Source organism: Verrucomicrobiota bacterium (genome assembly GCA_037139415.1).
In the GTDB taxonomy this organism is placed as follows: domain Bacteria; phylum Verrucomicrobiota; class Verrucomicrobiia; order Limisphaerales; family Fontisphaeraceae; genus JBAXGN01.
This window is the reverse complement of sequence record JBAXGN010000064.1, coordinates 1-24,180: the sequence shown is the minus strand read 5'-3', so window position 1 is coordinate 24,180 and position 24,180 is coordinate 1. Positions and strand designations below refer to the sequence as shown.

Below are 24,180 nucleotides of genomic sequence, written 5' to 3'. Positions count from 1 at the left end.
ATTGACTTCTTCATTTTCCCACCACAGGTCGGGTGTGCAAATAGAACCAGTAACAGGCAGCGGGCACGGTGGTTTGGTTGAAGCAATTCTCGTTGTGGAGCGGGTAAATGGCGAAGTCGATGTATTGCTCGTTCACCGGCCAGTCAAACCAGTTGGGGAACATCTTCCTGGTTGGCCCGAAGTTCAGCAGCCATTGCTGAACCCAGGAGTTCGCGCTGCGACTCATGGCGTTTCCCTCGTTGCCCTGCCCGTAAGGAATGTGGCCGACCATGATGTCCGGCTGTTGACCGGAAACGGTCGCATCGACGATGAAACTGAAATGCTGACAGTTTTCGCCAACGCCGGTGCAGTAAGAGAGATTGTCCGGATTGGCGCCGAGGCTGTAGTTCGCCCCTTGCACCGCAGCGGCGAGATAGGCCGGTTTCTTCGTCAATTCGTAGGCGTAGATCAGAGCCAAACCGCCCGCGCCCGGCGTACTAAAGAAGCGGCTGACAAAAATCATCGGCATATCAGTGCGATGACCGGTGATGATGTCATACGCATTTTTCCGGCTGAACGCGATGGCGTGGTCGGCGTAGGCCGTGATCAATTGGACGGCTTGCCGCTTCAGTTCCGGGTCACCCATACCTTCCGGCAGACGCGCATAGGCGAAGTCCGTGCCGAGCTGGTCCAGATAGCGGAGTTCTCCCTTTTTGGACAGCTCCGACGTCTGTTTGAAGGCGGCATCAAAGGCGGGATCACGCGTGGCGGCCAACAGCTCCACGGCGGCCATCGCGCGAAAATTGCGCAAATCCTTCGGCAGGCTCTTAGCGAAGGAGAGCACTTTCTGGTAGATTACGTCGTCCTCATTGGAGTGCGCTTCCGACCAAGCCCAAGCGCGTTTGGCAGACTCCAGATACTCAGCGGCCTGCTGCTGGTCGAACGCATCCAGCACGCGGGCAGCTCGCGCGGCAGCGGCGGCGTAGTGCAAGGTGGTGACATGGTCCACCGCATACACGCCGGCGCTCTTGATCATCGAACTGGTGGCGGCCGGGGGGCATCCCCAGCCATAACCGTAGCCGCCGCGCACCCCGCCGTCGGGAAGCTGCAGGCTCTTCCAACACGGCATCTGCCAGAGCGCCTCGTCAAGGATGTCAGGGAGGTTGTTTCCCATCTCCGCCGGCGGAAGCGAAAGTTTTATGCGGGCAAACGCTGCAGGGTTGAGATCATACAAGCCGAGCAGATCGTAGGTTGCGCTGAGATGACCGCCCAGCGTGTCCCAATCACCGGCATCCTGGTAACCGCCCCAAACGCCAGTGACACGCTGCAATTTGCCCGCCTTGGACAATTCGAGGAGGTTGCCGCCGCGTCCGGCCTGACCACCCTCCCCGGCTTCCTGCCCTCCCTGTACGGGGATGGTCATCTGATAGAACTCCACGCCGTCGTCGGGATGAAACGGACGTTTGCGCGTATAGGCAAGGAAGGGCGGCCCCAGGTCAACACCCTGTCGCTGCGCCAGAATCCCCTGCATGGCGGCTTTGAACGGCTTCTCCCATACGTCGGCGGTAATGCGGAACGATCCGCTCAACCCGATTCCGGGCACAAACACGCGGTATTCGCCCGACGTCTTGAAGGCGCTAAAATCCAAGCGGCGCACCGCCGCTTTCGTATAATCCAACTTCTCGTGGATGCTGATCTGCTCCTCCTCGCCCTCCTTCTTCGCAAGTTCAGCCATGCCAGTGAACACGGTTTTGCCGGTGGCGTCCACCAATTCGAAGGCGTCAACATCAGGCGTGCAACTTCCGTTCTTGCCGTCCTGATCCACACCCATCCAGAAGGAGAGATAGGCGCGTTTGAAGGGATCGTCCGGACGATAGCCGGTCTGGATGGCGTGCAGAGCCAGGCTCCGCGACTCACGGGGCTTGTGAACGTAGGCGGCGCTCTCTTTGGACGTGTTCACGCCCAAGAAAAGAATCGTGTAGGTCGCCCCTTCCTTGAGTGGCGCAGGCAATTTTAGCGAGACGGTGTAGAGAAAGGGCAACGGCTTGCTGTTGCCATTCGGCTTGCCCTTGCGAAAGACCTTCGTTGGCGGCAACGCGTTCGCATAAGCAGTGTCATCGGACGACTGGATGGCGTACGCCTCGGGCACATCCACCATAGTCTCGTCGAGCAATTGCCCCTTGGACTTCCCGGCAATGAAGAGAGACTTGCCATCAAAAGAAAAGCTCCCCACTTTGGTACGCTGGCTGCGGACCACCCGGTAGAGCGAATTCTGGAGAAGTTCTACCACCTTGCCATCCTTCACTTCGTACTGCGGCTTGCCCTTCTCTTCCTCCACCACCTCGTCGCCGGGTTCGGCCACGTAGGGGACAAGTTGGTTACTGACATGTTGCCCGGCCTGCAGCGTGAAGGCGATCACGTCCGGCCCCACGGCACAAACGTGTTTAACCTCTGGCCCATCCACCGGGTGTGAACCACCCTTGGCCAGGAGTTCTTTCCGGGCTTTCTCCCGGGCCTCAGCTTCTTTACGGACTTTTTCGGCCGTCGCCGCTTTCTTTGAAGCCAAAGCTGCGCGCAGGGCTTTGATGGCATCGGTCGGTTCCGTCAGGGCGATCTTGCCGATCAGCAGATCCACCGGTTTAGCGCTCCAGTCTCCCTGGATTTGGAACAAATTAATTTTGGTAGCGTCGAAACTCCTGCCCTTTTCCTCCTTCGGCATTTTGACCGGCTCGCGCAACGAAGCCCCAGACTCAGCGAAGAGCGTGGCCAATTCACCAGGCTTCAGACCAAACAGGTCGAACACGTACTCATGCCCGGCTCCTTCCGAACCAAAAATGAGACGAATTTTATCCGCTTTATTTCCTGCCCCGACGCTCACGGTCAAGGTGGGAGTCCAATCCAGGTAGGGCGACAAATCGAGATTCCCATTGAAGCCCGCACCACCAGCGCTTTTTTTCGCCTTGAGCCGCAAGCCGTCGGGTTCGACCACAAAAGCTTTTTGGAAATCCAAGAACGCATAATCAGGCGCCCGTTTGCCATCGAAAATGACAGAGGAAGCGCTACTGATGGACGGTCGTGCGATGAGCACTATGAGTCCGAGCATTCCCATGCAGCGGAACAGGGTGAGGCATGTTTTCATTATTTTCCTTCGCGAGTTCGGCCACATCGGCTTCATGCTGTTTCTTGAACACGTCCAAGCGAAACGTTATTGTGGCTCAACCCGTTTCTTCTGTTCGGCGTCCAGCACCTGCTGGTAAACGGTCTTGTACGTCTCGACGTCCGCGATGCTGCGCTCGGGGGTATTGTTGATGGCACCGTAGGCCGGGCCGACCTTCCGGCAAATCTCCCGGATTTGTCGGCGCTGCGCGGGCGTCACAGCCGTCGCAATCGGAGCGAGCCGGTCGGACACGTATTTGTGAACCCAGCCGGTGCCAAACGCGGGCTTGGCCTCGGACGGAATCATCGCGATCAACGCCAAGTTCATGTTGAACTTGTACTTCGCCAACTCCTGCTTGGTCGCGGCGATCTTGGCGCGATATTCGCCGTACAACGATTTCTCCGAATCTTCCTTGGTGTGTTTGTACTTCATCCGCAACTGGTCGTACTCCGCGATCTTGCTCTCGAAGTTATGAATCTTCGTCTCCACTTCCTGCCCGGTCTCGTCAAACTTCTCCCGGATTGGCGCCATCTTGTCCGACGACAACTCGCATTCGGAGGCGATCAACGCGAACAACTCGCGGTAACTCAATTCACCCGGATTCTCGACGACGCGGACGAGCGGTTTGTCTTTCTTCACTGTCGTCGCGCTGGGGATTTCGCCCTCCCATTCCTTGCCGGCGAGCGCCTGGTAAACTGCCTTCGCTATAATTGCCGCACCGGCAGTGTTCGGATGAACATTGTCCTTGAACAACTCGTCCTTGGCTTCCGTCGCGGCGTGAACGTCAACGACAACCGCGCCGAGATTCGTGGCGACTTCCGTAATCATCGGAATTTGTTCCTTCACGCCAGCTTCAGTGATGCCGAACGCGCCTTTCTTCGCGACGTACGGCGGCGTGCCGCAAAACACGCGCGGCTTGCTGGAAAGCGATTGAAATGAAACAACAAGTTCTTTGTACAGTTTTGGAAACTCGGTTTTATGTTCCCAATTCTGCGGCTTGCGATCGTTGGTGCCGAGCAAAATGACAACGATGTCTGGATGAAACGCCAACGCGTCCTTGTATTCTTTCTGGCTCCAGATCGTGTGTTTCTCCTCCTTCGCGACCGATGCACCGCTATGACCGTAATTGCGAACGTCCCAATTGGAGTCGAGCATCCGGTCGAGCTGTTCCGGCCACGACCAGCCGGCGTCGGCTCCGACGCCATGCGTGATGCTGTCGCCAAGACAGGCCACGCGCGTTGGCGCGGCATGCGCGAATGTGGCGATCGTTAATAAAAGGATGATGCGTTTCATTTTCGTCCTACTCCGAAACGTTTTTTGATTTGGCCGGATTAAGTTTGGGTTCTTCATCGGCGAATTTGGGCGGCGACGTTTTGAGCTTCTTCAAATCCTCCTCCAAAAGTGTTTTCTGAATCTCCGGATCGTAGTCGTATCGTCCCGGCACCTGCTGGCCGAGCGGCGTCCTCAACTCGCGATGAATTTTGCCGTGCGCGATGGCAAGCAACGACTGGACCCCGTCGTTGGTGTTGCGCGACGGATTGCCGAACATTTCCTCCCAGCATTGTTTCGCCCAGCCGAGCTGATTATCGCCGTAGCCGTCGTATGCTGGCAGGAACTGGGCCTCGCTCGGCTTGCTCTCGTCCTCAGTCGGTTTGCCGTCGTGAAACCAACACCACGTCTTGCCTTTGTTCTCCTGCCAATCCAACCAGAGCCGACGCGAACAGAGTATTATCATCTTCCTGCCGATCTCCTTTTTTTCTTCCGACAATTTGTTCCATTTGTAAAAAATGGATTTTGGACTCGCGGGATCCGGCTCCGGGAAATACTTGAACAGCGAGTTGATGATGGCGAGTCCGTCCCACGTGCCGTGCAACGACGGCTTGTCTTTCCAACCGATGAACATGCCGCCCGACCAAAGCACCTGGCCGTCTTTCACGATGCGGATGTCGCCAGTCTGGCCGCCGTGTTGTTTGCCCATCGCCTCCAGATATTCCGGATTCGGCGGAGCAAGGTACTTGTCTTCCTCGCAAATAATCCACCGCTCCGTCAACAGCGTCGCAATCAAATTCTGCGCGCGCTCCAACGTGTACACGTGGTCGAACTTCAATCCCATCGCGCCGAATTTTGTCCGGATAAAATGAAAACAGCACGCCAGGTCGGCCTTGTTGCCGCCATGCTCCAGCATGCCCTGGTCATTAATCGTGGAACCGATAACCTTCTCCGCCGCCCGCTGCCAATCTTCGTTCAGGAACGCCTGTTTTACCCCGGCGTCAATTCCCGCGTCCTTCTCCAGCAATTTCCGGAACGTGCCGAGCCACGCGATGATCCGATGACCCTGATTGCCGGCAACCGTCCCCTCGAACACCGGCGACTTCGACATCTTCCAAGTGTTCGTGTCAGTCCAGTAACCGAGCCACCATTTCTCGAATGCCTTCGGGTTGCTGCCGATGGCGTAATACCACTGCGCCACGTCAGTAAACTTTCCGTCCGTACCGACCAACGCCACCGTCTTCGGCTGTTTCGGATCGGCCCGCGGAATCATCTTCGATTTCTTCACGCTAAATCCCTGGGGTGGATAGAGGCTGTACTGAAACTCGTAACCGGAATTTTGAGGGTCCAATGCCCATACCGGCACGGCCAGCATCAGCCAGCAGAAAACTATTCGAGATGTGCGCATGGCGAACATCCTAGACTACCCGCGATTCCATGGCAATCTCCAGTTCGCTTATGACGCAACGCGCGGTTCAGGAGGTGATGCTTCAATTGATCAGTTATCATTTGGTTGCCCCCGGCAGGATGATCGTGCCGAGGTTGCTCGGGTCAGTATCGTTGTCTTTGGTGCCGCGCCACACCAAGCGACTGACTCGGGTTTTACCGTCAGCAGAGTCATTGATGGCCACATCGAAACCAAGCGCCTGATCGCGCAAGCGCACTCCCAAGCCATAGTTATGGGCAGAAAGTTCCACGGTGTAACCGTCAGCCGTTTTCTGGGTGGCAAATTTGATCCCGAACTTTTCCCCCACGATATAAGGTTTTTTGCCGGATGGACCGCAGACCAACCGGCGATGATTGAAATTATACACTGTTTCACGGCTGTTCAGGGTGTCGAGATACACTTCCACGGAGTCACCATTCCAAAGTTCCTGCGCATTTTCCATCAGCTTGGAATCCTTGACAGCAATGGCCACATAAAGGTTTTCACCATCCGTCACCACGTCAAACATCCCGGAAACCCCGGTGTTCTGACCTTCAACCAGCCTGCCAATTTTCTGATCCAGCTTCCAGAATGGCTCATCCAGTTTGCCGTCCACCGTTACTGACTTTGGCGCGACCTGCCGGACGAACAAGACATCCCCTTCGGCCTCGGTCGCCTTGAACGTGAGTGATGATGTGGTGGTATCGGGTGCCCCGAGGTCCGCATCACTTGCCTCGACCGGGAAGGTGACCTCTCCAGTCTTCACCGGAGTACCGAACAGTTCGCCATTAATGCCAAGTTCCAGACCCGGCGGCAGCGATTCTTTCTTGGCCGGCCGCCAGGTCAACGGCCCATTGCCACCCTTGGCCTGCACCTGGTGCCGATAATACTTACCTACTTTGCCCGGGGGCAAGATGCGTTCCGTGATTTCCGGTTTGCTGTCTGCCACCACTTTCAAGGTCAGTTCGCGCCGCGCGGAGGCTCCAGCGGCATCCATCACCTCGAATTTCAATTGGGCTTCGCCCAGCGCGGAGGCCGTGCCGGCAATGACTCCTTCCGCAGTCAACGCCAGTCCCGCCGGTATTTGACCACTGGCAACCGACCAGCGATAGGGTCCATGACCAAAGGCAGGGAGCAACACCGTTTCATAGCGTTTGCCCTGTACCGCATCCGGGATCAGCGGGCTGGCAACTTTCAGTGGGTCTTTGGCGGACACCCCGGTCTGTGAATGCGTGGCAACGATTTCCCAGACGGTTTCCTGGATAACACGGGCCAGTTCAGGCGTGAGCTTCACACCACGATGACCGGATTGGGGCTGATACGGTTCCGCTGGCAAACCGACCGGGCTTTCACCGTAGATTGTGGCAAAAAACGAGCAACCGGCGATATATGCGCCAACGTTGTTCAGGTGAATGCCATCATTGTACACCTCGCGAATGTCGTGAAAGCCGGGCACCTGACCGGCTTTGATTTTCTGATTCAGCAGATACATGGCATGCCCGGCGGGAATCAGGCGAAACGGTTTCAGGTTTGGACAGGCCCTGCGCAAATCCTGGACAAAGCGCTCGTAATAATCGCGCGTGCCCGGGGACAACTTGCCGGTGCCCTCCCCTCCCTTTTGCGTCCAAGCCACATCGAAATCCCCCTTATCGCGGGTCATCCACTGGGCATAGATGAACACCTGCGCCTGAGGGTTTTTAGACTGGATCACCTCGACAAACTTCTGCGCAGCCTCAAGTTCATTCTTATAGGTGGAGAACGGCTGGAGTGTGATGGCGTCCCACTGATATTCCACAAGGGCTTTCTTCCAGCCGCCAAACGGCGGCTGCGTGAATGCCGGGTCATGGTCCCAATGCCAGAAAATTGGCGCGCCAGGCGTCATCGAACGTCCCCACGTATGCTTGTAACCGCGGCTTTCGGCGATCTGCTTGAAACCATCGTAATTGACATTGTCAGTGAGGCTGTTGCCAATCATGTACACGCGCAGTTCGCGCGGTTCAGCCGCAGGCAGTTGAATTGCCGATAGCGTCAAGACCAGAGTCAATTGGTGAATTAAGTTTTGGATTTTCATGGCTGATTTGGTGTAAGTTTTTCCAGTTGGAGCATTTCCCACGCGATGGCCTGGAGTTTTGCAGCATCGTCGGCGGCGAGACCAGCCGGGTGATAACTGAGGCCCGCCGGTGAATGGCCGGTCAGAAACCCATAAAAGACGCACGCGGCGAGATAGTAGCCCGGATCTTTGAGATGCTTTTGATCATCACTGTAGTAGCCCAGGTGCGGCACTTCCTGAATAGCTTGTTGCAGGGCAACACCAACAGGAGCCACGGAGGCTTGGAGTTCCGCACCCAACTTGCGATAGGCAGCCGCGAGTTTGGCAAAGTTCTCCGGCTCCGGTTTCTTCGCCCAAGTCATGTAGAAGGCGGTGCGAGCACCCTGCTTCTTGATTTCCGCGTCAAAGAGCTTGCCAAACTTCATGAATTCCTCGTAGCCACTGGGCTTATCCGCAGATCGTTTCTCCGTCTCCAAGGGACGGCTGCTGTATTCCTGGAGCACGACCAAGTCCCAATGGCCTTCGCGGAGTTTCTGCAAGGTGTGGGCCGATTTATTGGCCGTACTTTCCGGATCAAAATGGGCCGCGAGCGTCACGCCGCCAGCCGCCGCAAGCTCGACCTTGAGGTCCACAGGCGGTTGCGCAGATTTCAGGAGCGGCGGCAATTGTTTGAACAAGCCCTGCGTGAAACTGTTGCCAATGAACAGGACGCGTTTGGGCGGCGCGTCCGCTCCCATCGCGGGCGGGAGGCAGACCATTGCGCTGACGCCTAGCGCGACAATTGTCAGGAAGTGACGGCGACGGCCGTTGTTAAACATCGGTTTAGATGGAATTCTCATTTCAAGTTTCGTGAATATAGTCACTTTGATTTAGGGTGTCATTTTCTATTTTTCAGAGCCTTGTTTTGTGTTTCCGGCATAGCTTCCCAATCCTTCCAGAATTTGTCCCGGTGCACGCGCGCGAGCGTTTGCAGGCGTTCCAGCGCGGCGCGGTGCTCGGGTTGGGCAGCCAGGTTGTTCCATTCATTCGGATCGGCCTGAATATCGTAAAGTTCCACGCTGCCTTTGCCATCCTCATTTTGAATCAGGCGGTAGCGTTCGGTGCTGACGGCCAGCTTGGAGGGACGGTCGTTACGAGCCCCCATGCTGTACGCGGCATGGTCCCAAGGCGCATCAGGCTGTGCAAGCAGCGGGCGCAGGCTGCGGCCTTCCAGTCTCGGGGCGGGCGGCAACCCGCACAAATCCACCAGCGTGGGATAGAAATCCAGGTAGGCGCGGTCGAAGCGCAGTGCGCGCGCCGCCAGCCGATCCACGTTAGGCGCCTGCACGGTGGGATGCCCGTAGCAACTCAGGGCCTTGGTCAGGTCATCCGCGATGATGAAAAGGATGTTGGGCTTTGTTGGCTTGGGCGCGTCGCCGGCGCGCAACGCGGCCAGCGGTGCCAGCAGCAGGGCGATGAGGGTGAGGAAAATTGTTTTCATGGCTTCATGTTCGGCTTCGGATGCGCTTGGAAAAACTCCCAAACGGCATCGGTGGCGTTGAGGCGGCTCGTCGCCTTACCGAGGATGAATTCGGGCAGGGGACTTTTTCCGCCGGGCCAGATGTGGCCGTGGCCTTCGATGGTGGTGAAGATGACTTCCGTGCCATCGCGTCCGCCGGCGTGGACAATGGTGGCGATGCCTTCGATGCCGCTGGCAACTGGCTTCGCTTCTGGCGCGCAGCCCAGCAGCTTCACCCACGCCCGAACCATCTCGCACACGGGCGGCTTGGCTTTTTCCGGCACGCCTTTGAAGCCGGAGCCGGCCGCCATTTTCGGAACGCCGCCTTCCAGCGGGTTGATGGGGTCGGCGGTGCCGGTGATGTAAAGCAGCGACACGGGCCGCGCGGCTTTCGGTTCGGCAATCCAGAGCGCACCGGAGACGGGCGCGATGGCGGCGATGCGCTCGGAAAGCTCAAGACCCACGCGGAAAGCCATCGAAGCGCCGTTGGAAAACCCGCTCGCAAACACGCGCCGCTTGTCCACGGCGAGCTTCGCTTCGAGGTGGTCAAGCAGCGCGGCGATGAAGGCCACGTCGGCGATGTTGTGCTCGCCCGAGTGGAAGCGCCCGGAGCCATCGTTCCATGCGGGATTGTTGCGGCCAAACTTCGGCGGCTGCGTCATGTCTGGCCGCGTCCCCTCGGGGAAGACGATGATGAAGCCCGACGCATCCGACTTCGCCACCCAACCGGTTTCCTTGATCACGGATTCTGCCGTTCCACCGTTGCCGTGAAACATCAGCACCACGGGCAGCGCCGCTTTGCCATCGTAAGCTGGCGGCACGTGAACGAGAGCGCGCCGTTCAACTCCGTCCACCGTCAGCGTCACGGTCTGCAAATTCGCCACAGCGACGGAGATCGGCACTGACGGCGTGGTGTCAGCAGCGCGTAGCCCGGCCAGCGGCGCGAGCAGCAGGGCGGTGATGAGGGTGAGGTTGTGTTTCATGGTTTCGTCTATCGGTTGAGTTTAGCGGATGGCGAGATGCACGACCGTGGCCGAGTCGGACGGCAGGAGCAGGGATACGTCGGCGGGCACCTGCTCCCAGCGGGGATGCAGATCGCGCGGCCCGTCGCCCGCCAAGCGCCAGGCCCCGGTCGCCTTCCAGGGCGCGTCGCCACCGTGCAGGGTAACACGGCGCGAGTTCCGGTCCTTGTTGAGGAGAAAGACATGCAGGCGCTTGCCGTCGGTCGAACGGCTGGCCCAGGTACGCAGCAAGGGATCGGGTGCCGAAACCTGGACGAAGGCATCCAACAGGTGGTTGCCCCAAGCCGCGACGGCGAGCCCGGTCGCGGTCGGCGAGCCGTCTTGCCGCAGCGCGTTGTACACGGAGTCGAGTTCGATCTTCGGCTGCCACGGCGGCCACATCCATTGGCTGCACCAGTACGAGGCCAGGCGCACGCGAGGATGGGCGAGGGCCTCGCCGGCCATCTGGAAGACGCAGAGGGCATGGCCCAGGTCGTTGCGATTCTCCCAGCCGGGGCGGCCGCCCGGCGCCGCCACCGTCGTGGCGGCCCAGTCGAGGGCGTTGAATTCGGTGATCACGACGCCGATCCGGTCACGGTTGAGTGGGGGCAGGGCGTCAATGGCGGCCAAGGCGCCGGTAAAGGCCGCGGTGCCGCCCAGCAGGTCGGGGCTGGCGCGGAATGATTCATAGCCATCCGACATCTCCCACAGGTACCAACTGAAGTTCACGGCATCAAGGAGCGGTGCGGATTCCAGCAACTGCCGATACCAAGTGCCGGAGTCGCCACTCACCAGGATGCGGATGCCGGGGTCAATGGCGCGCAGGCGGGGCACCAGCACGGCAAGGTCGCGCCGGATGTCAGCCAGGGCGACCGGGCCATGGCCATTGCTGCCGCGATTCCACAGCTCGTTGCCCAGTTCCCAATAGCGGATACGCACCTTGCGGCGCAGGGCATAGCGCACCTGGGCCTCGGCGGCGGCGAAGAAGCGCTCGCGGGGCGGAATGACCAGCCCGTCGGCGGGCGGTTTGTAGAGGGAATTGTAGGTGAGGATGACGATCGGCTCGGCACCAGCAGCTTGCGCCAGAGCGAGGGATTCGTCGAAATCGGTGGTGCGATCGGCTCGAAAATGGCGACCATCGGCATCCATATAATTGCGGTCGTTGGCCGGCCACGCGGACGGACCGCTGAGCACGGCCACCGGATTCGCCCGTTCCCAGGGTGGTTCCGACCAGAAAGCGTCCCGGGGATCGCCAATGCGCAGAAAACGCACCCCCAAGCGGCGGATCGCAGCGCCGCTGCCGGTCACATCGGCCAGGAAGGTCGGATCCTGGATGCCGAGAGGATGCTCGGTGGTATCCTTAAGGATTCGGCTGATTTGGAAGGTGATCGTTAGGGGCGCCTCTCCGGCCAACGCCGACAGGGGAACCAGCAGCAGGGCGGTGGCAGTGAATGATGTGAGCATGTTCATGTGCGTGTTTCCTTGTTGTGCCGTTCTTATATCATTTGGAGGTTCCAGGAGTCGATTCCGCCAATTCCCGCGCTCGATCTCGCCCTTATTCGATCCGGTAAATGCCCGGCCAGTCGGGCGCCTGGAGATACGGGCCGGTCAGGTAACTCTTGGGAACCTCGCCGCCCCAGACGAATTCACCGAGCGGCATGATCTTTTCGTCGTACGCCATCGCCAGGTGGGCGTGCGGCGCCCAGTCCCAGTGCAAGTTGATGACCAACGGCGGGTGGGCTTTGGCGTATTCGAGCATCCGCAGACAGTTGGTAACGCCGGTACTGATGTAGGCGTCGGTGGAGCATTGCGTGATGGCGCCGGCCTCGGCCCAGCGTTTCATGTCTTCAAAAGGTGTGCTGTCGCCGATGGGGGAACCGGGACCTTCGGCCTGGATGCGTTGTTTCGTGCCCGTTTTCACCAGTTCGACGTATTTCGGAATCTGCGTCTCGTACGGCACCGGCGGCAACGGGCCTTCGATCCACGCGTAGCTGAGTTCGTCCATCAGCTTGAGGATTTGCTTGGCTTCATCCAATGAGGTCGTGGCCGATTCCGCCGAGCCGGGATACGGGTCCCACGCGAGGGTTTTGTCTTTGCCGACAGCCTTGCGCACCGCCGTCAATGTTTCGAGAATCACCGGGAACGGGATGCTCTCAGGTGTGCCCATATTACCGGGGAAGTGGAGCTTGGTGGCTTGCAGACCAGTACGTTCCAGATAACTGGCAACCGATTGGGCGTATTTCTGCGGCGAAAAGTCCGGCTGCTGACCGCGCACATCGCCGTAGCGCAGTATCTTGGTCCGCTTGGTGCCGAGCAAGGCGTGCAACGGCTTCTTCAACATCCGCGCGTGCAAATCCCAGGACGCGATATCCAGGGTGGCGATCTGGGCTTTGGGCACGGTTTTGGCCTGCAGCAAATCATATAGTTTATCGTGATCGAGCAGGTTGGCGTCCTGGATGGCGGCTACAGCGGCGGCCAGGTCCTTGGCTACGGGTTTCGAATACCCCACCGCCCCATTGCTGGCGGTGAGTTGCAGCATCGGGTTGAGCTTCTTTGGCAGTGAAGGAACCTCCACCAGTTCCCACGACTTCAGCCGCAACTCTTCGGCGGCATCCACCGTTGGCGCCAACCAAGTGGCGGCGACAGCCGCGCTGCACGTTTGCAGGAATTTCGATCTGTTCATCATGAGTTTTTCGATCATCAAGGTTTTGGTTTCAGGTCGTTGGCGTGCTCGCCACGATTGAATACGATGTCCTGCAACTCCGCCAAGTGCTGCTGGTAGATGCCGCGCGGGGCGCATGGTGTTTTTTGCACAGGAAAGCGTCGGTGCCGACGGCGACGCCCATCTGACCGGAGGTCTTCTGCACTTTGATGTTCATCGTCGATACATGCGTGGCACGGACGCAACGCCAGCCAACAGCAGGGCAACAAGCGTAATGTGTATGACGACGTTCATGTTTGTGCAATTTTGACGTTCTTAAGTGAGTGAACCTTCAAAGTTTTGGTGGTGCGACTGTCACGTCATCCGATTGGGTGAGCAAAGCACTGAAAAGCACTCGCGAGCACCAGAAAACACCAGAAATGGAAATGGGGGGAAAGGAACATGGCAAAAATTGTCTGTCAGATAGAGGAAAGCTGCCGTCGGGATGGAAACGAGGAGTTTTGTCACCTTTTGTCACCCTGTTTTTGGGCGCACGCCAGTTGGTTGATCGTTGAGGGTTGTGATCGGAGCAGGGAGAGAATTTTCCCCAATATAAGTTCGCGTAGTGAACCTTGGAGCGATTGATATATGCGCCGACTGACGTCGTCGGCTACTTGGCCGGAGCTGTTGCCTTCCCCAGTTCTGGTTTTAGTCTGACTTTTGGTATCCATGCTATGCATCGTTTTTTGTACCTCCACCTATACACCCGGTTATTATTAAGCACCTGACAATCCCGAGGTGCGAACTCTTCGCCCGCCCCTCACTGCGATTGCAGCCGGAGGAAGCGACGGGAGCTGGACGTGTAAGGCAGCGTGAATTGCCAGGAACCGTTAGTGAGAACCGAGGAATTCGTCACCCGCATCCAATAATATGGTGGGGCCAGATTGGTGGCAGAGTAAAGCTGGAGGAAGCCCGCCGACAGGGGAATGGTCAGGGTGTTGCCGCTCCCTGCCCGGCTGATGGCAAGCATTGGCACCCTATCCAAAACCACTGAGGTGGTGAGTTCAAAATCAAAACCGAGGTCGGGGCTATTCGTGGCAACTTGGTGAACTTCCACCGCCACCACATTTGTACCAGTGATGAGTACTGACGGCGTAAGCGTGGTGGAAATGTAGTTGGTTTGGTTAGTCCCTTGAATGGTCTGGGTGGCCAGGGTCCGGTAAGTAATGTTGGTGCTGACAGGCAATCCATCGCGCCACACTTCGCCGCCATTCAAATACACCACCGCGCCGTCGTTGCGCAGGAGGCGCGCCCCCAGAGTTTTCACCAGCGTGGCATCCGGAACGTAGAAAGCGCGCCGAAAATACGTGGTGACGTAGCGATTGGTTGTCGGGCCGCCATTGACAATCGTGGCCTCGCTGCCAACGCCAAAGCCCAATTTGGCGGGACCGGAGTTCCAACCTGCATCGTTGAACGTATTACTGCGCCAAGCAGCCCCTTGGTCGGAATCGTTGTCGAGATATTTCCAAACCGCTCCAGTCGTGACGAGCGATACCAGCGGCAGACGGTTGGTGGCCGTGAGCAGCGAGAGCACCACATCATTGCCATCACCGGAAGCGTAGTTGATCCGCCACCAATAGCCGGAGGCGGAGAAAATGGCGCCTTCCGGCAGCCCCGCAAAGGTGCCGTTCACCGGAAGCGTGCCAGCATTGTTGATGATCGTAAAACTAACGTAATCCGGCAAATTGGTGGCAGCGACGATATTCAGCGCGCCGGCAAGAGTGACCGTGCTGACTGCACCCGTGACGACCAGTTGGTCATAACCGTTGTTTGGAATGAAACCGTTGATATTCACGCGATTCGTCGTGCCGGCGTTGAGCGTCAGGTTGCCATTGATCATGCCGCCGCCGGTGAGGAGGCCGTTGGTGGCTGTGAGGCTGCTGTTCAGGCTGCCTGCCAGCACCAGAGTTCCCCCTCCCAGAATCGTACCACCGGTATGGTTGTTGGCATTGGATAGAATGAGCGTGCCTGTGCTGGTTTTCACTAGCGGCGTGGCACCGGCATTAATCTCGCCCACACTTTGAAGCGTGCCGCTGCCAGCGACGAGGTTGATGAATTTCGAGGCCGAGCCCAGGTCGTTGCCGTTCATGTTCAGCGTGGCGCCAACAAGGTTGACAATGCCGGTCGCGTTGGCGCTGGCGGAAAGGATGTCGGCGCTGACATTGAGAGTGCCGTTGGAGAGGTTGAGGATTCCAGTATTGGTACCGGCAGTATTGGTGGCATAGCCGAGGAAAATGTTGGAGGTAACCATGGCAATGCCGCCATTAAGGGTAAAAACACCGGTGACGTGCTGGGTGGTACCAAGGTTATCATCAGTACTGTACCCGAGGAAGAAATTAGAGTTCACGATGAGCGTGCCGGCGTTCATTATCAAGGTGCCGGTGTGAGTGACCGCGTTGCTGTTGCTGCTCCCCCAAGCGCTGTTCTTCATCGCATAGCCAAGAATGACGTTATTGACATCCACAATGCTGTTGCTGCCGCTGAAAATAAAGGTGCCGCCAGCCGTTCCATACCCACCCGCAGAAGAGCCGCCAATACCAAGGGTCAACTGATTGAAGCGGACGTCCACGGTTGCGCCGCTGAAATTGAGCGTGCTGGTGCTAACGCTGGAACCGCCACCGCCTCCGAGTCCAGAAAGGTTACTTTGGTCACCAGCATACAAATTCGCGCGGCTGGAGCCGCCAGCAACACCGCGAATGGTAAGATTGGAACTGGAACCGGCCTGGAAGAGCATTGCACCGAGCTGGCGCCCACCCATGACCACAATATTGTTGGCATTAAACGTGTTACTCCGTCCAAGGTTGACCGTATTACCGCCAGCGGAACTGTTACCCATGCCGGAGGAACCAAGGACGATGTTGGTCGCGGTAATAGTGTTGTTGGTAGCCAAGGTGAGAGTGAATTGCACCGATACATTGTTAGGATTTCCGCCGATGACCGCTGCCGTCCAGTTGCTCACGTTGGCGGTGAAGTTGGATAAACCCGACAGATCAAGAACAGCCAGCGCGTTACCCGTGGCATTCGTGCCACTTGGCTCAACGGAGAACGCGCCACTCGGAGCGTTGATGATGAGCGATCCACCGCCCGCGAAGGCAACGCGCGTCGTTGCGGTAATCCCACCAATCGTGTTCCCGTAGTTACCCACCCCGAAGGCGATGCCAGCGGCGATATTGCTGACAGTGAGTGTGTTTCCGCCAAGGATTTTGACGGTGTCATAGTTGGTGGTGATGGACTTGAAAGCGAGACCACTGATGGTCTGGCCATGGCCATTCAGATCGAGATTGCCAGCGGTGCCGTTCGTGCTGCCAATGGTAACGGCGGCAGTGGCGGGCAGCGCGTTATCCGTGGTCCATTGCAGCGTACCGGCATTGATCGTGGCATTTCCCGCGAACGTGCTGGCCCCTCCCAGTACAAGTTTACCCGCACCGTCCTTGACCAAACCATAACCGCCCGCCAGTGGCACGTTGATGGTTGCATCCGCCTCGGTGCGAATGGATAGCGGCGTATAGAAATGGTTCAGCGCGCTACCCGTGACGGAATAACCCGCATTGCTGAAAATGAGGCTATCCACCGTCAAGCCGCTCGCCGTAGCAATCAGGTAACTGCCATTCGCACCGGCAAACACAGCGCCGCCTCCGCCCACAGGCCAGGCGAGGAGCGGGTTGGAACCAGCAGGTGTGGCCGACCACGCCGAGATGGCGGTATCCCAAGTGCCACTGCCCGCCTGCAAACCGGTACTCGCCGAAGTATCCCAGAAGTAGATGGTGGTGTTCGTAAAAGGGTTCACGGTGACATTAAAACTATTGGTGGCGCTCAACGCCGGAACGCCGTTATCGGTGACTTTGGTGGTGATCTTGAAGGTGCCGGATTGCAAGGGCGTCCAGTTGATCACCCCGGTCAGCGGATCAATGCTCGCGCCAACCGGCGGAGTGAGCAAACTATAACTGAGCGTTTGCAGCGGCAGGTCTGAATCAGTCGCAGTATTCGTGATTATCAATGAGCCTCCCGGTGGCATGGTAACATCAGCTAGCGAAGGAAACACGGGCGTGGCGTTGAGCGTGACGTTGTCAAACAGCGCAGTACAAGTCTTGGTTATGTTATGAGCCGAGACCGCCAATCCCCAATATACCGGATCGGCCAGATTGGTGATCGCCACACTGGTGACTTGCGTCCAATTGGTCGCATCGGCGGAAGCGGAACCAATCAGGTTGGTGCCGCTGCGAGCCATGCGCACCCAGTAAGGCGCCGTGACCCGGGGACCGCTCGTCGTAGCGCTTGTACCATTGGTAATGACCCGGCGCTGGAAGGCGATGCCATTACTCGGTGTCACCACGGTGCAGGCGTTCCGGGCACCGGCATCCAGAGTCTCACGAATCATCACGCCAGCTTTGGCCCACGGGTCGGTGGGATCCTGACTGAGGACGCGCGCGGTGATCGCTCCATCACCCGCACGCTGCTGGAAGACAAACTGGAAGGCGTCCGCACTGTTATAGATGTCCGCGCCGGAACCGGTAACCACAAAGGTGTTGGTAAAATAGTCCGCGTTTCCCGCCACACCAACGCTCCCGATGTCCTGATTCAGCCACCCGAACGGCAGCGTCCACGGCAACACCGTGACCAAGCCGGTCGAGGTCCGCCCACCGAACTGGGCAACCGTACCCGAAGCGAGTTTCGCAATATCCGTGGCGGAGAGCGCGGCACCGAACAACGCCACGTCGTCAAGATTACCATCGAGCCAGCGGTCCACGGCATAGTTTGTGGCATAATGGCCGCCGAACCGCAGCGGCGCGCTTTGCGCGAATGCCGCGGGCAGGTTGGTCACACTGCCCGCCTGCGCGCCATCGAGGTAAAGGCGAATCGTGCCATTGCTGGTGGCGGTACGGTTGAAGACCACGGCGGCGTGATGCCACTCCCCAAGGTTGACGGTATTGGTGGAAGTGATGCCCACATTCTGGCCGTTGGTAGCATTCCAGTGGCCCAGACCAAGGGTGGACTGGTTTGCCGGACAATAAAGCTGCAACTCATCGCCGGTGCCCCCGTAACCGTCCCCGGCACCGATGTAGAAGAGAAAGTCATCCGTATTCGTGGAAGCCCGGCGGAACCAGGTGGTGAAGGTCCAATCCGCATCGCTCAAGTTGTAATCCGTGTTGGTCAGGCTCAGCGAGAGGCGCGCGGCGTTCGTGCCGCTGGCCGTCAGGCGCAGCGACTGCGCGCTAAATGGCGCGAGCACGCTGGACACATTGGTATCGTAGGCAAACGAGCCGGTGCCCAGTTTGTCGAGCATGCCGTCGCGGTAGTGGCCAGAGTTATCAGTCACATTGGTGGCCATCTCCGAAACTGGCGGATCAAAGGTATAGTGGAATAACAGGCGCGAATCCTCGACCTGGTCCGTGGCGGTGTACGTGAAGATCAATGGCGCAAGCGCATTGCTTGGCTGGGTGAAGCGGACGGTGTGACCGTCGGCAAAAAGCGCTGCCGTGCCGTTGGTGCCACTGACGGTGAACAACAAATTACTGGACGCCGTTTGGGCATCGGTGGCCAGCGTGAGCAGGTCCACATCCACAAAACCAGCCGGTCCCGCTTTCACGTTCGTCGCGTTGACCAAGGGCGCAAACTGATTGATGGCACCCCAGTTGGTCAGCGGGGTCAGCGTTGGCAATTGAGTGGGCGGATTATCCCCCGGATTCAACGGCACCATCAGCACCGCCAGCGTGGTGTTCGTGACGCCGGTTAGCTTGATGGCCAGCTTTTGCATGGTCGCATTGGCGTTCTGGTTGGTCAATTGGGGCGAAGTGGGCAGCGGCACGGCGTTACTCAAAACAAAGGTGCCACCACCGGAAAGGATTTTCACCCACAACCGGTCGGTGCCTTGCGTGAGCATGGCGGCAGAACCGTCGAGATCAAGCTGCGGAGCCTCGTTGGTCTGGATATGCATGAACCACCACACCGTGGCATTGGTGGCTTGCAGTTCATCCTGCACCAGCACCCAGCGGCGCTGGTTGAAAAGTTGAATACCGCGCCAGACACGCGTGATGTCATAGGCGCTGGTGAGATCAGCGACCAAGGCGCTACGCTCCGGGTTTGGTTCGGTTTCAAACAGGATCACCGGCGGTTTGGCACCAGTGTTCTGGTCCGCATTGGCATCGGGATTGATGACGAGCGTGTTGTGGCCTTCGGCGCGAAGCCGGTAATAGGTCCAGCGCTGCGGGATGCTGAAGTAGCCGGGCAATGCATAGTCGTCGCCCCCCATATCGTGCGCCCAGCGTCGTCCCAACGCATCGAGCACAAACGAGCCGCCGTCCAAATGCCCATGGCTTGCGCCAATCTCACCGGACTTGAAGCCAACAAACGTCGCATCCGGGTCTGACCATCGCGTCCGCAGCGTCACGGCATCGGCGGGAGAGAATGAAGTCGTGCCGGTGGGGCCGCGATAATGAAAATCCGTGGCGATACCGCTGCTAACCTGGTTACTGCCGCGCGCATCATACCACAGCAAGTCCAGCACCTCCGGACTGGCGTTGGTGCGCTGATACCAAGCGATCTCGGGCCGATTATAGCGGCGGGAGACCCAGAAGAGCTGCGGTCCAGCCATATTACCGGCGCCGGCATCGGCGAAGTTGAAGCAAAGTTTGTTTGGCCCCACCATGCCCATGGCAAAGAGTCCTGTCTCCCATGCGGTTTTCGTATCGCTCAGGCCGAAGTCGGTGCCCAGAGCGGACTCCAAGGCCGCCATCAGGCGCGTGTTATAGTCGGTGGTATAGTCCCAATAACCGGGCCCCTCGTACCATCCGCCGTTGTCCGCCGTATAATGTTTCATGACCGCGGTAGCCGACGTGACAGCGCGCAGGACGATATATTCGGCCAGCGACTCGTTCTCCGTCCCCACCGCCAGCGCGCCCATAATCATGCCGCCATTGCACACCAGGTTCCAATTGTTCGCGGTCGAGGCCGACCAATCGTTCATATTGGTGTAAATGTTCAGGCTCTGGTTCAGCCCATTCGTGATGATCGCATTACGGATGGTGTCGCGGCGGGATTGCGACCAATAATTATACATCCAATCGTAGCCAATGGCGAAGGCGTGCGTCATCTCGGCGGTATCGAGGTAGTGCGCGGGGTGCCAATCAGGATACGCCGCGACCGCCGCCAGTTCGGCCCAGGCGCGCTCGGAGAAATTCGTATCGCCGGTGATCTGCCAGACCAGGCCAAGCTTTTGCATCCGGTCCAGCACGCTGCGGCTGACATTGAGAATCGTGCCGCGATTATCCTGCGTATAAACATTGATCGGACTGGTGAGAATGCCGGCGGCAGAATTGCTCAGGGTTTTCCACCACGCGGTGATCTGCGTATTGGAATTTGACGCGATGGCCTGCCGCAGCCACTCGAACTTCTCCGGCGAAGCCAGGAGCCGCGGATGCACCGGCACCAGCGTGTTGAAGATATTCGCCTGCGTGGGCAACGTGGTGTGCAAGCCGGCAGGGATCAGGACATCACCGGGAATCACCGTGAAATTCGTGGCGCCGGGCGGCTGCCATGCGACGGAAAAGTGATCACTGTTCGTATCTTCCTTGTGGAGCAACTCGACATAATATTTTTGCAGCGCAACCAGCGTGATCGAAGTGGAGACCTGGCTGGAAAAGTTCGTGAACTGCCGGAAACCCGTCGCCGCCGGCACCGAGGCAATGAGCCGCTTGTTCGCCGCGTTGGTATCCGTGCTGAGGCGCAGCTCCACCGTATCATCGCCCGACACCGTAAACACATAATTACCGCTCACCGATGGCATGATATAGCCGGTGACACGCGTGCCGTAACTATCCGCCCAATTGGGCTGGAGACACTCGAAGCTGGTGATAAACTCGCGCATATCCGGCTTGGCCGGGTAATTCGTGTCCGCCGTGAGCGCGGAAAGATTGGTGCCGGGCAGCCCCAGCCAATGCTCCACGAGCAGCGAACCACGTTCCGGCACGGCGACCGTGGGATAGAGCTGGCTTTGCGGAATAATCTCCTTGGCCTGACTGGGACTTGACCAGCCGAGTCGCACCTTTGCCTGGCCCGTGCTCTCATTATATTCCAGGACAATATTATAATGCTCGCCGGCTTTGAGCGCGATTTTCCCCGACACTTCCAGTGCGGAGGAGGAATAAACGGTGCGCCCCAGGATCATCCGGTCATTCACCCAAAGCCGCGCCCCGTCATCCGCCGTGACGTAAAAGGTGTACGTCTCCGTGAAACGCGGCTCGATCTGGCCGGACCACCGCACCGAGAAGTTGTCCGCCCCCACCCCGCTGCCCGGCGTATTCGTGCCCCAATCGAAGTTGACCGTGGCATCCGTGCGGGTGAATTTGAGCGTGGTGAAATTGTTGCTGCCGAAGTATTCGCCATTCAAACCAGTGCCAGCGCCCTGCCCTTGCCACACGGGCCCTAAAACCCATCCGGTAGCGAAGATCAGTACATGCATCCGCATCATCAAGCTGAACAACTTCATGCTTCAAATGAACCATATCATAAATGGGCTTCCTTGCGAATCAAATTCCAATCCGTAGCACCGTTTTTCACCGAGAAAATAATTCGTAAATACGGGTTGAAATGGTCGGTGCTTATCAGTAACTTTCATTAGAACTGAAACAGAATTGTCCGGCTTATGAAAAAGCACGCTTCGGCCTTTACGTTGATCGAGTTACTGGTGGTTATCGCCATCATCGCCATCCTGGCCGGACTTTTGTTGCCAGCCCTGGCCAAAGCCAAGGCCAAAGCCCAGCGAATTGCCTGCATTAGCAACCTCAAGCAAATCGGACTGGCCGCCAAGATGTGGACTGAGGATAACGGCGGACACCTTTTCCCTTGGAACACGCCGGTCGCCAACGGCGGCACCCGGGGAAACCCAGACGCTTATGTGCATTTTGCCGCCTTCTCAAATTTACTGGCCACGCCAAAAGTATTATATTGTCCCAGCGACACCGCCCGCAAGCAGGCCACGGACTGGTCCACCGGCACCAGCGGATTGTTCAATGCAGCCATGGGCAACAATGCCATCAGTTATCTCATCGGAACCGAGGCAGACGATCGCGAACCCGAAGCCTTTGTGGCCGGAGACCGCAACGTTACCGCACCTGCCGGGGCTTGCGGAAACGTTCAGGAACCGGGATTACCTTTCCCAGCCACGACCACCTTGGGACAAACTGCCACTTGGACGAACACCATTCACGTCAACGCCGGCAACATGGTCATGGCGGATGGCCACGCGGTGCAACTCAACCAGGCCCAACTTAAGAAATACCTCTCCACGAACGATAGTCACTACGCAGTCCAGGATAGCAATTTTACCAACTGCGGACTCAAGCCCGGCAAGCAAGGCCCGGAATAGGAAGATCAAGGTTTTCCAATTGACCAGAGGGGACTTTTTAGGGAAGGTCGGTGCCATGATAAATAACTGGCCACCGGAAATAATGAACGGGAAGGGCGTTCAAGAATGTTGTTAGCCTGTGTATGCGACTTGTCGTTGCAATAGTCTCTTTTGTCTGTGGGGTATGGCTTATCTGCACGGCTGTGTGTGCCTGGTCGCATTCAAACCCGCTATTGCTCTTAACGATTCCGGCGAACATAGCTTACGCAGCAGCTTTGATTACGAGTTTCGTATGGGCGTTCGTGCGGTGGCGTCGTTTTCGGTTCTGGTCGTTCATTCCGTTGGCAATATGTTTAACAGCGGAGTTCCTCAACGGGATCATTACGCCTCGCCTTTTAGTTGCCGGATTTGAGCGAGTAGCACCGCGTTATGCAACAATTATCCAACGCATCGAGGCGGGAGATATTGCCGTTCAGACCGAGCCAATGCGGTTGAACCTGCTCCCCGCTGAGGCCGAGTTGGCTTCTGCGACATGGGCTGAGAAGGGAACTAATGGGGTGCTAACTGTTACCTTTTTCGTTGGCGGGAGTTTTCCTGTCAGGCATTGGGGTTACCTGTATTCGTCCTCTGGTGAAATCAAGCCGGGGTCACGTGCGGACGAAATTTGGCCGAAGAGGAAAAAACTGCGAGATAAATGGTTTTGGATTGCAAACTAAAGAGCAGGCTATCACATGCATGCGAAGCTCGTAGCGTATTCGCAAACTGTGAACGATTGGCATAACGAACGGCCTTGCCTCAACCTCTCTGGCACCCATTCCGGGGTGCATTCGTCTTTTTCCACGTTTCCGGTGGTCTCGCCCCATGCCCCTCGCGACCGGACCGGCATGGGTTGTGGCCACGGACGCCGGGGACACCAAGAGCCGAAACCCTTACAGGGTTTACCCTCTACGGTGGTGGGTACCCAGCAACGGCCTGTTCCCCTTTTTCCCCAACGGTCCAACCCTGGGCTGGAGGACGAAATCCCCTTGGGATTTTTCTGGAATACATCCCGAACGGGATGACAGATAGCTAGCCGGAGCGTCATGAGGGGAACGGGGCATGACCTCCGGAAAGCCGTCCAATAAATCCAATGCATCCTGAAGGGGATGCCAGAACGGTAATCCGCGGGTGAGGATGGCAACAAAGGGCCGAAGGCTCGTCCTGTGATAGCCCGGGCTGAAGGCCCGGGAATGAGTTCCCCGCAAACCGCCCCGCCCTGTAAGGGCGGCACCACCGTTGCGGGCGTCAATCATGGAATTATATATCCCTCCCTTTCAGGGCGGTGGCAATCAGGTGGTTCATCGTTTCCTTGGGGCTTCACCCCAAGCTATCACATCACGGGCTTTCAGCCCGGTGCGGTCTATGCGAGGATCGGGGTATGACCTTCGGAAAGGCATCCCATAAACCCAACTGACCTTGGCGGGGTGCCAGAATTCACTTTAACGCCCGCTTTTAAAGTAAAACAGGCTGAAAAATCCTGTTTTTGGCGTTTTCTTGCGTAAGTACCTTTGGTTTAGCTTTTAACCCATGTGGAACCCAGCCAAACCGGCACTTGTTTTTTCGAAAACACGTGTGCTTTTGCCAAATACACGTGTGCTTTTGCCAAAAACACATGCGTTTGTGTCATAAGCACGTGCGCTTTTCCGAAATACACGTGCGTTTATGGTTTTGTAAATATAATTGTGTAAATGTTTTTTTGTTTTGTTTTTGTTGTTTT

Annotated in this window: 13 protein-coding genes; 2 read left to right on the top strand and 11 right to left on the bottom strand. The window is 57.8% G+C overall.

The window, feature by feature from the left end; genetic code table 11:
• Positions 1–10: 10 nt before the first annotated feature.
• The 10 genes from WCO56_12945 to WCO56_12900 all read right to left on the bottom strand — a co-directional run bounded on the left by WCO56_12945 (position 11) and on the right by WCO56_12900 (position 21,566).
• Positions 11–3,118: a glycoside hydrolase family 9 protein gene (locus WCO56_12945; GenBank protein ID MEI7730476.1), complete on the bottom strand. Its 3,108-nt coding sequence runs from the start codon at positions 3,116–3,118 to the stop codon at positions 11–13.
• Positions 3,119–3,184: 66 nt separating this feature from the next.
• Complete coding sequence (locus tag WCO56_12940) at positions 3,185–4,429, bottom strand: GDSL-type esterase/lipase family protein (GenBank protein ID MEI7730475.1); 1,245 nt, start codon at positions 4,427–4,429, stop codon at positions 3,185–3,187.
• 7 nt (positions 4,430–4,436) lie between these two features.
• Positions 4,437–5,813, bottom strand: a complete 1,377-nt coding sequence (locus tag WCO56_12935; GenBank protein ID MEI7730474.1) for a hypothetical protein — start codon at positions 5,811–5,813, stop codon at positions 4,437–4,439.
• Between the two features lie 97 nt (positions 5,814–5,910).
• On the bottom strand, positions 5,911–7,902 hold the full coding sequence (locus tag WCO56_12930) for a sugar-binding protein (GenBank protein ID MEI7730473.1): 1,992 nt from the start codon (positions 7,900–7,902) through the stop codon (positions 5,911–5,913).
• Positions 7,899–8,720: a DUF4886 domain-containing protein gene (locus WCO56_12925; GenBank protein ID MEI7730472.1), complete on the bottom strand. Its 822-nt coding sequence runs from the start codon at positions 8,718–8,720 to the stop codon at positions 7,899–7,901. Before WCO56_12925 ends, WCO56_12930 begins: the two co-directional genes overlap by 4 nt.
• Positions 8,721–8,758: 38 nt before the next feature.
• Positions 8,759–9,361, bottom strand: coding sequence for a sulfatase/phosphatase domain-containing protein (locus WCO56_12920; protein MEI7730471.1), 603 nt, complete (start codon positions 9,359–9,361; stop codon positions 8,759–8,761).
• A complete protein-coding gene (locus WCO56_12915; GenBank protein ID MEI7730470.1) occupies positions 9,358–10,362 on the bottom strand; it encodes a PHB depolymerase family esterase in 1,005 nt (334 codons plus the stop codon). Before WCO56_12915 ends, WCO56_12920 begins: the two co-directional genes overlap by 4 nt.
• A gap of 21 nt (positions 10,363–10,383) precedes the next feature.
• Entirely contained in the window at positions 10,384–11,850 is a 1,467-nt protein-coding gene (locus WCO56_12910; GenBank protein MEI7730469.1) for a hypothetical protein, read from the bottom strand.
• A gap of 85 nt (positions 11,851–11,935) precedes the next feature.
• Positions 11,936–13,066, bottom strand: a complete 1,131-nt coding sequence (locus WCO56_12905) for an enolase C-terminal domain-like protein (GenBank protein ID MEI7730468.1) — start codon at positions 13,064–13,066, stop codon at positions 11,936–11,938.
• Positions 13,067–13,841: 775 nt separating this feature from the next.
• Positions 13,842–21,566: a PA14 domain-containing protein gene (locus WCO56_12900; GenBank protein ID MEI7730467.1), complete on the bottom strand. Its 7,725-nt coding sequence runs from the start codon at positions 21,564–21,566 to the stop codon at positions 13,842–13,844.
• A gap of 156 nt (positions 21,567–21,722) precedes the next feature.
• On the opposite strand from WCO56_12900, the gene WCO56_12895 reads away from it, so the two are divergent.
• Positions 21,723–22,445 (top strand): prepilin-type N-terminal cleavage/methylation domain-containing protein, encoded by a 723-nt coding sequence (locus tag WCO56_12895; protein MEI7730466.1) that lies wholly within the window; start codon positions 21,723–21,725, stop codon positions 22,443–22,445.
• Positions 22,446–22,657: 212 nt separating this feature from the next.
• Positions 22,658–23,140, top strand: a complete 483-nt coding sequence (locus tag WCO56_12890; GenBank protein MEI7730465.1) for a hypothetical protein — start codon at positions 22,658–22,660, stop codon at positions 23,138–23,140.
• Positions 23,141–23,983: 843 nt separating this feature from the next.
• On the opposite strand, the gene WCO56_12885 is transcribed toward WCO56_12890, so the two are convergent.
• A partial coding sequence (locus WCO56_12885) for a hypothetical protein (GenBank protein ID MEI7730464.1) occupies positions 23,984–24,180 on the bottom strand: 197 nt, incomplete at its 5' end.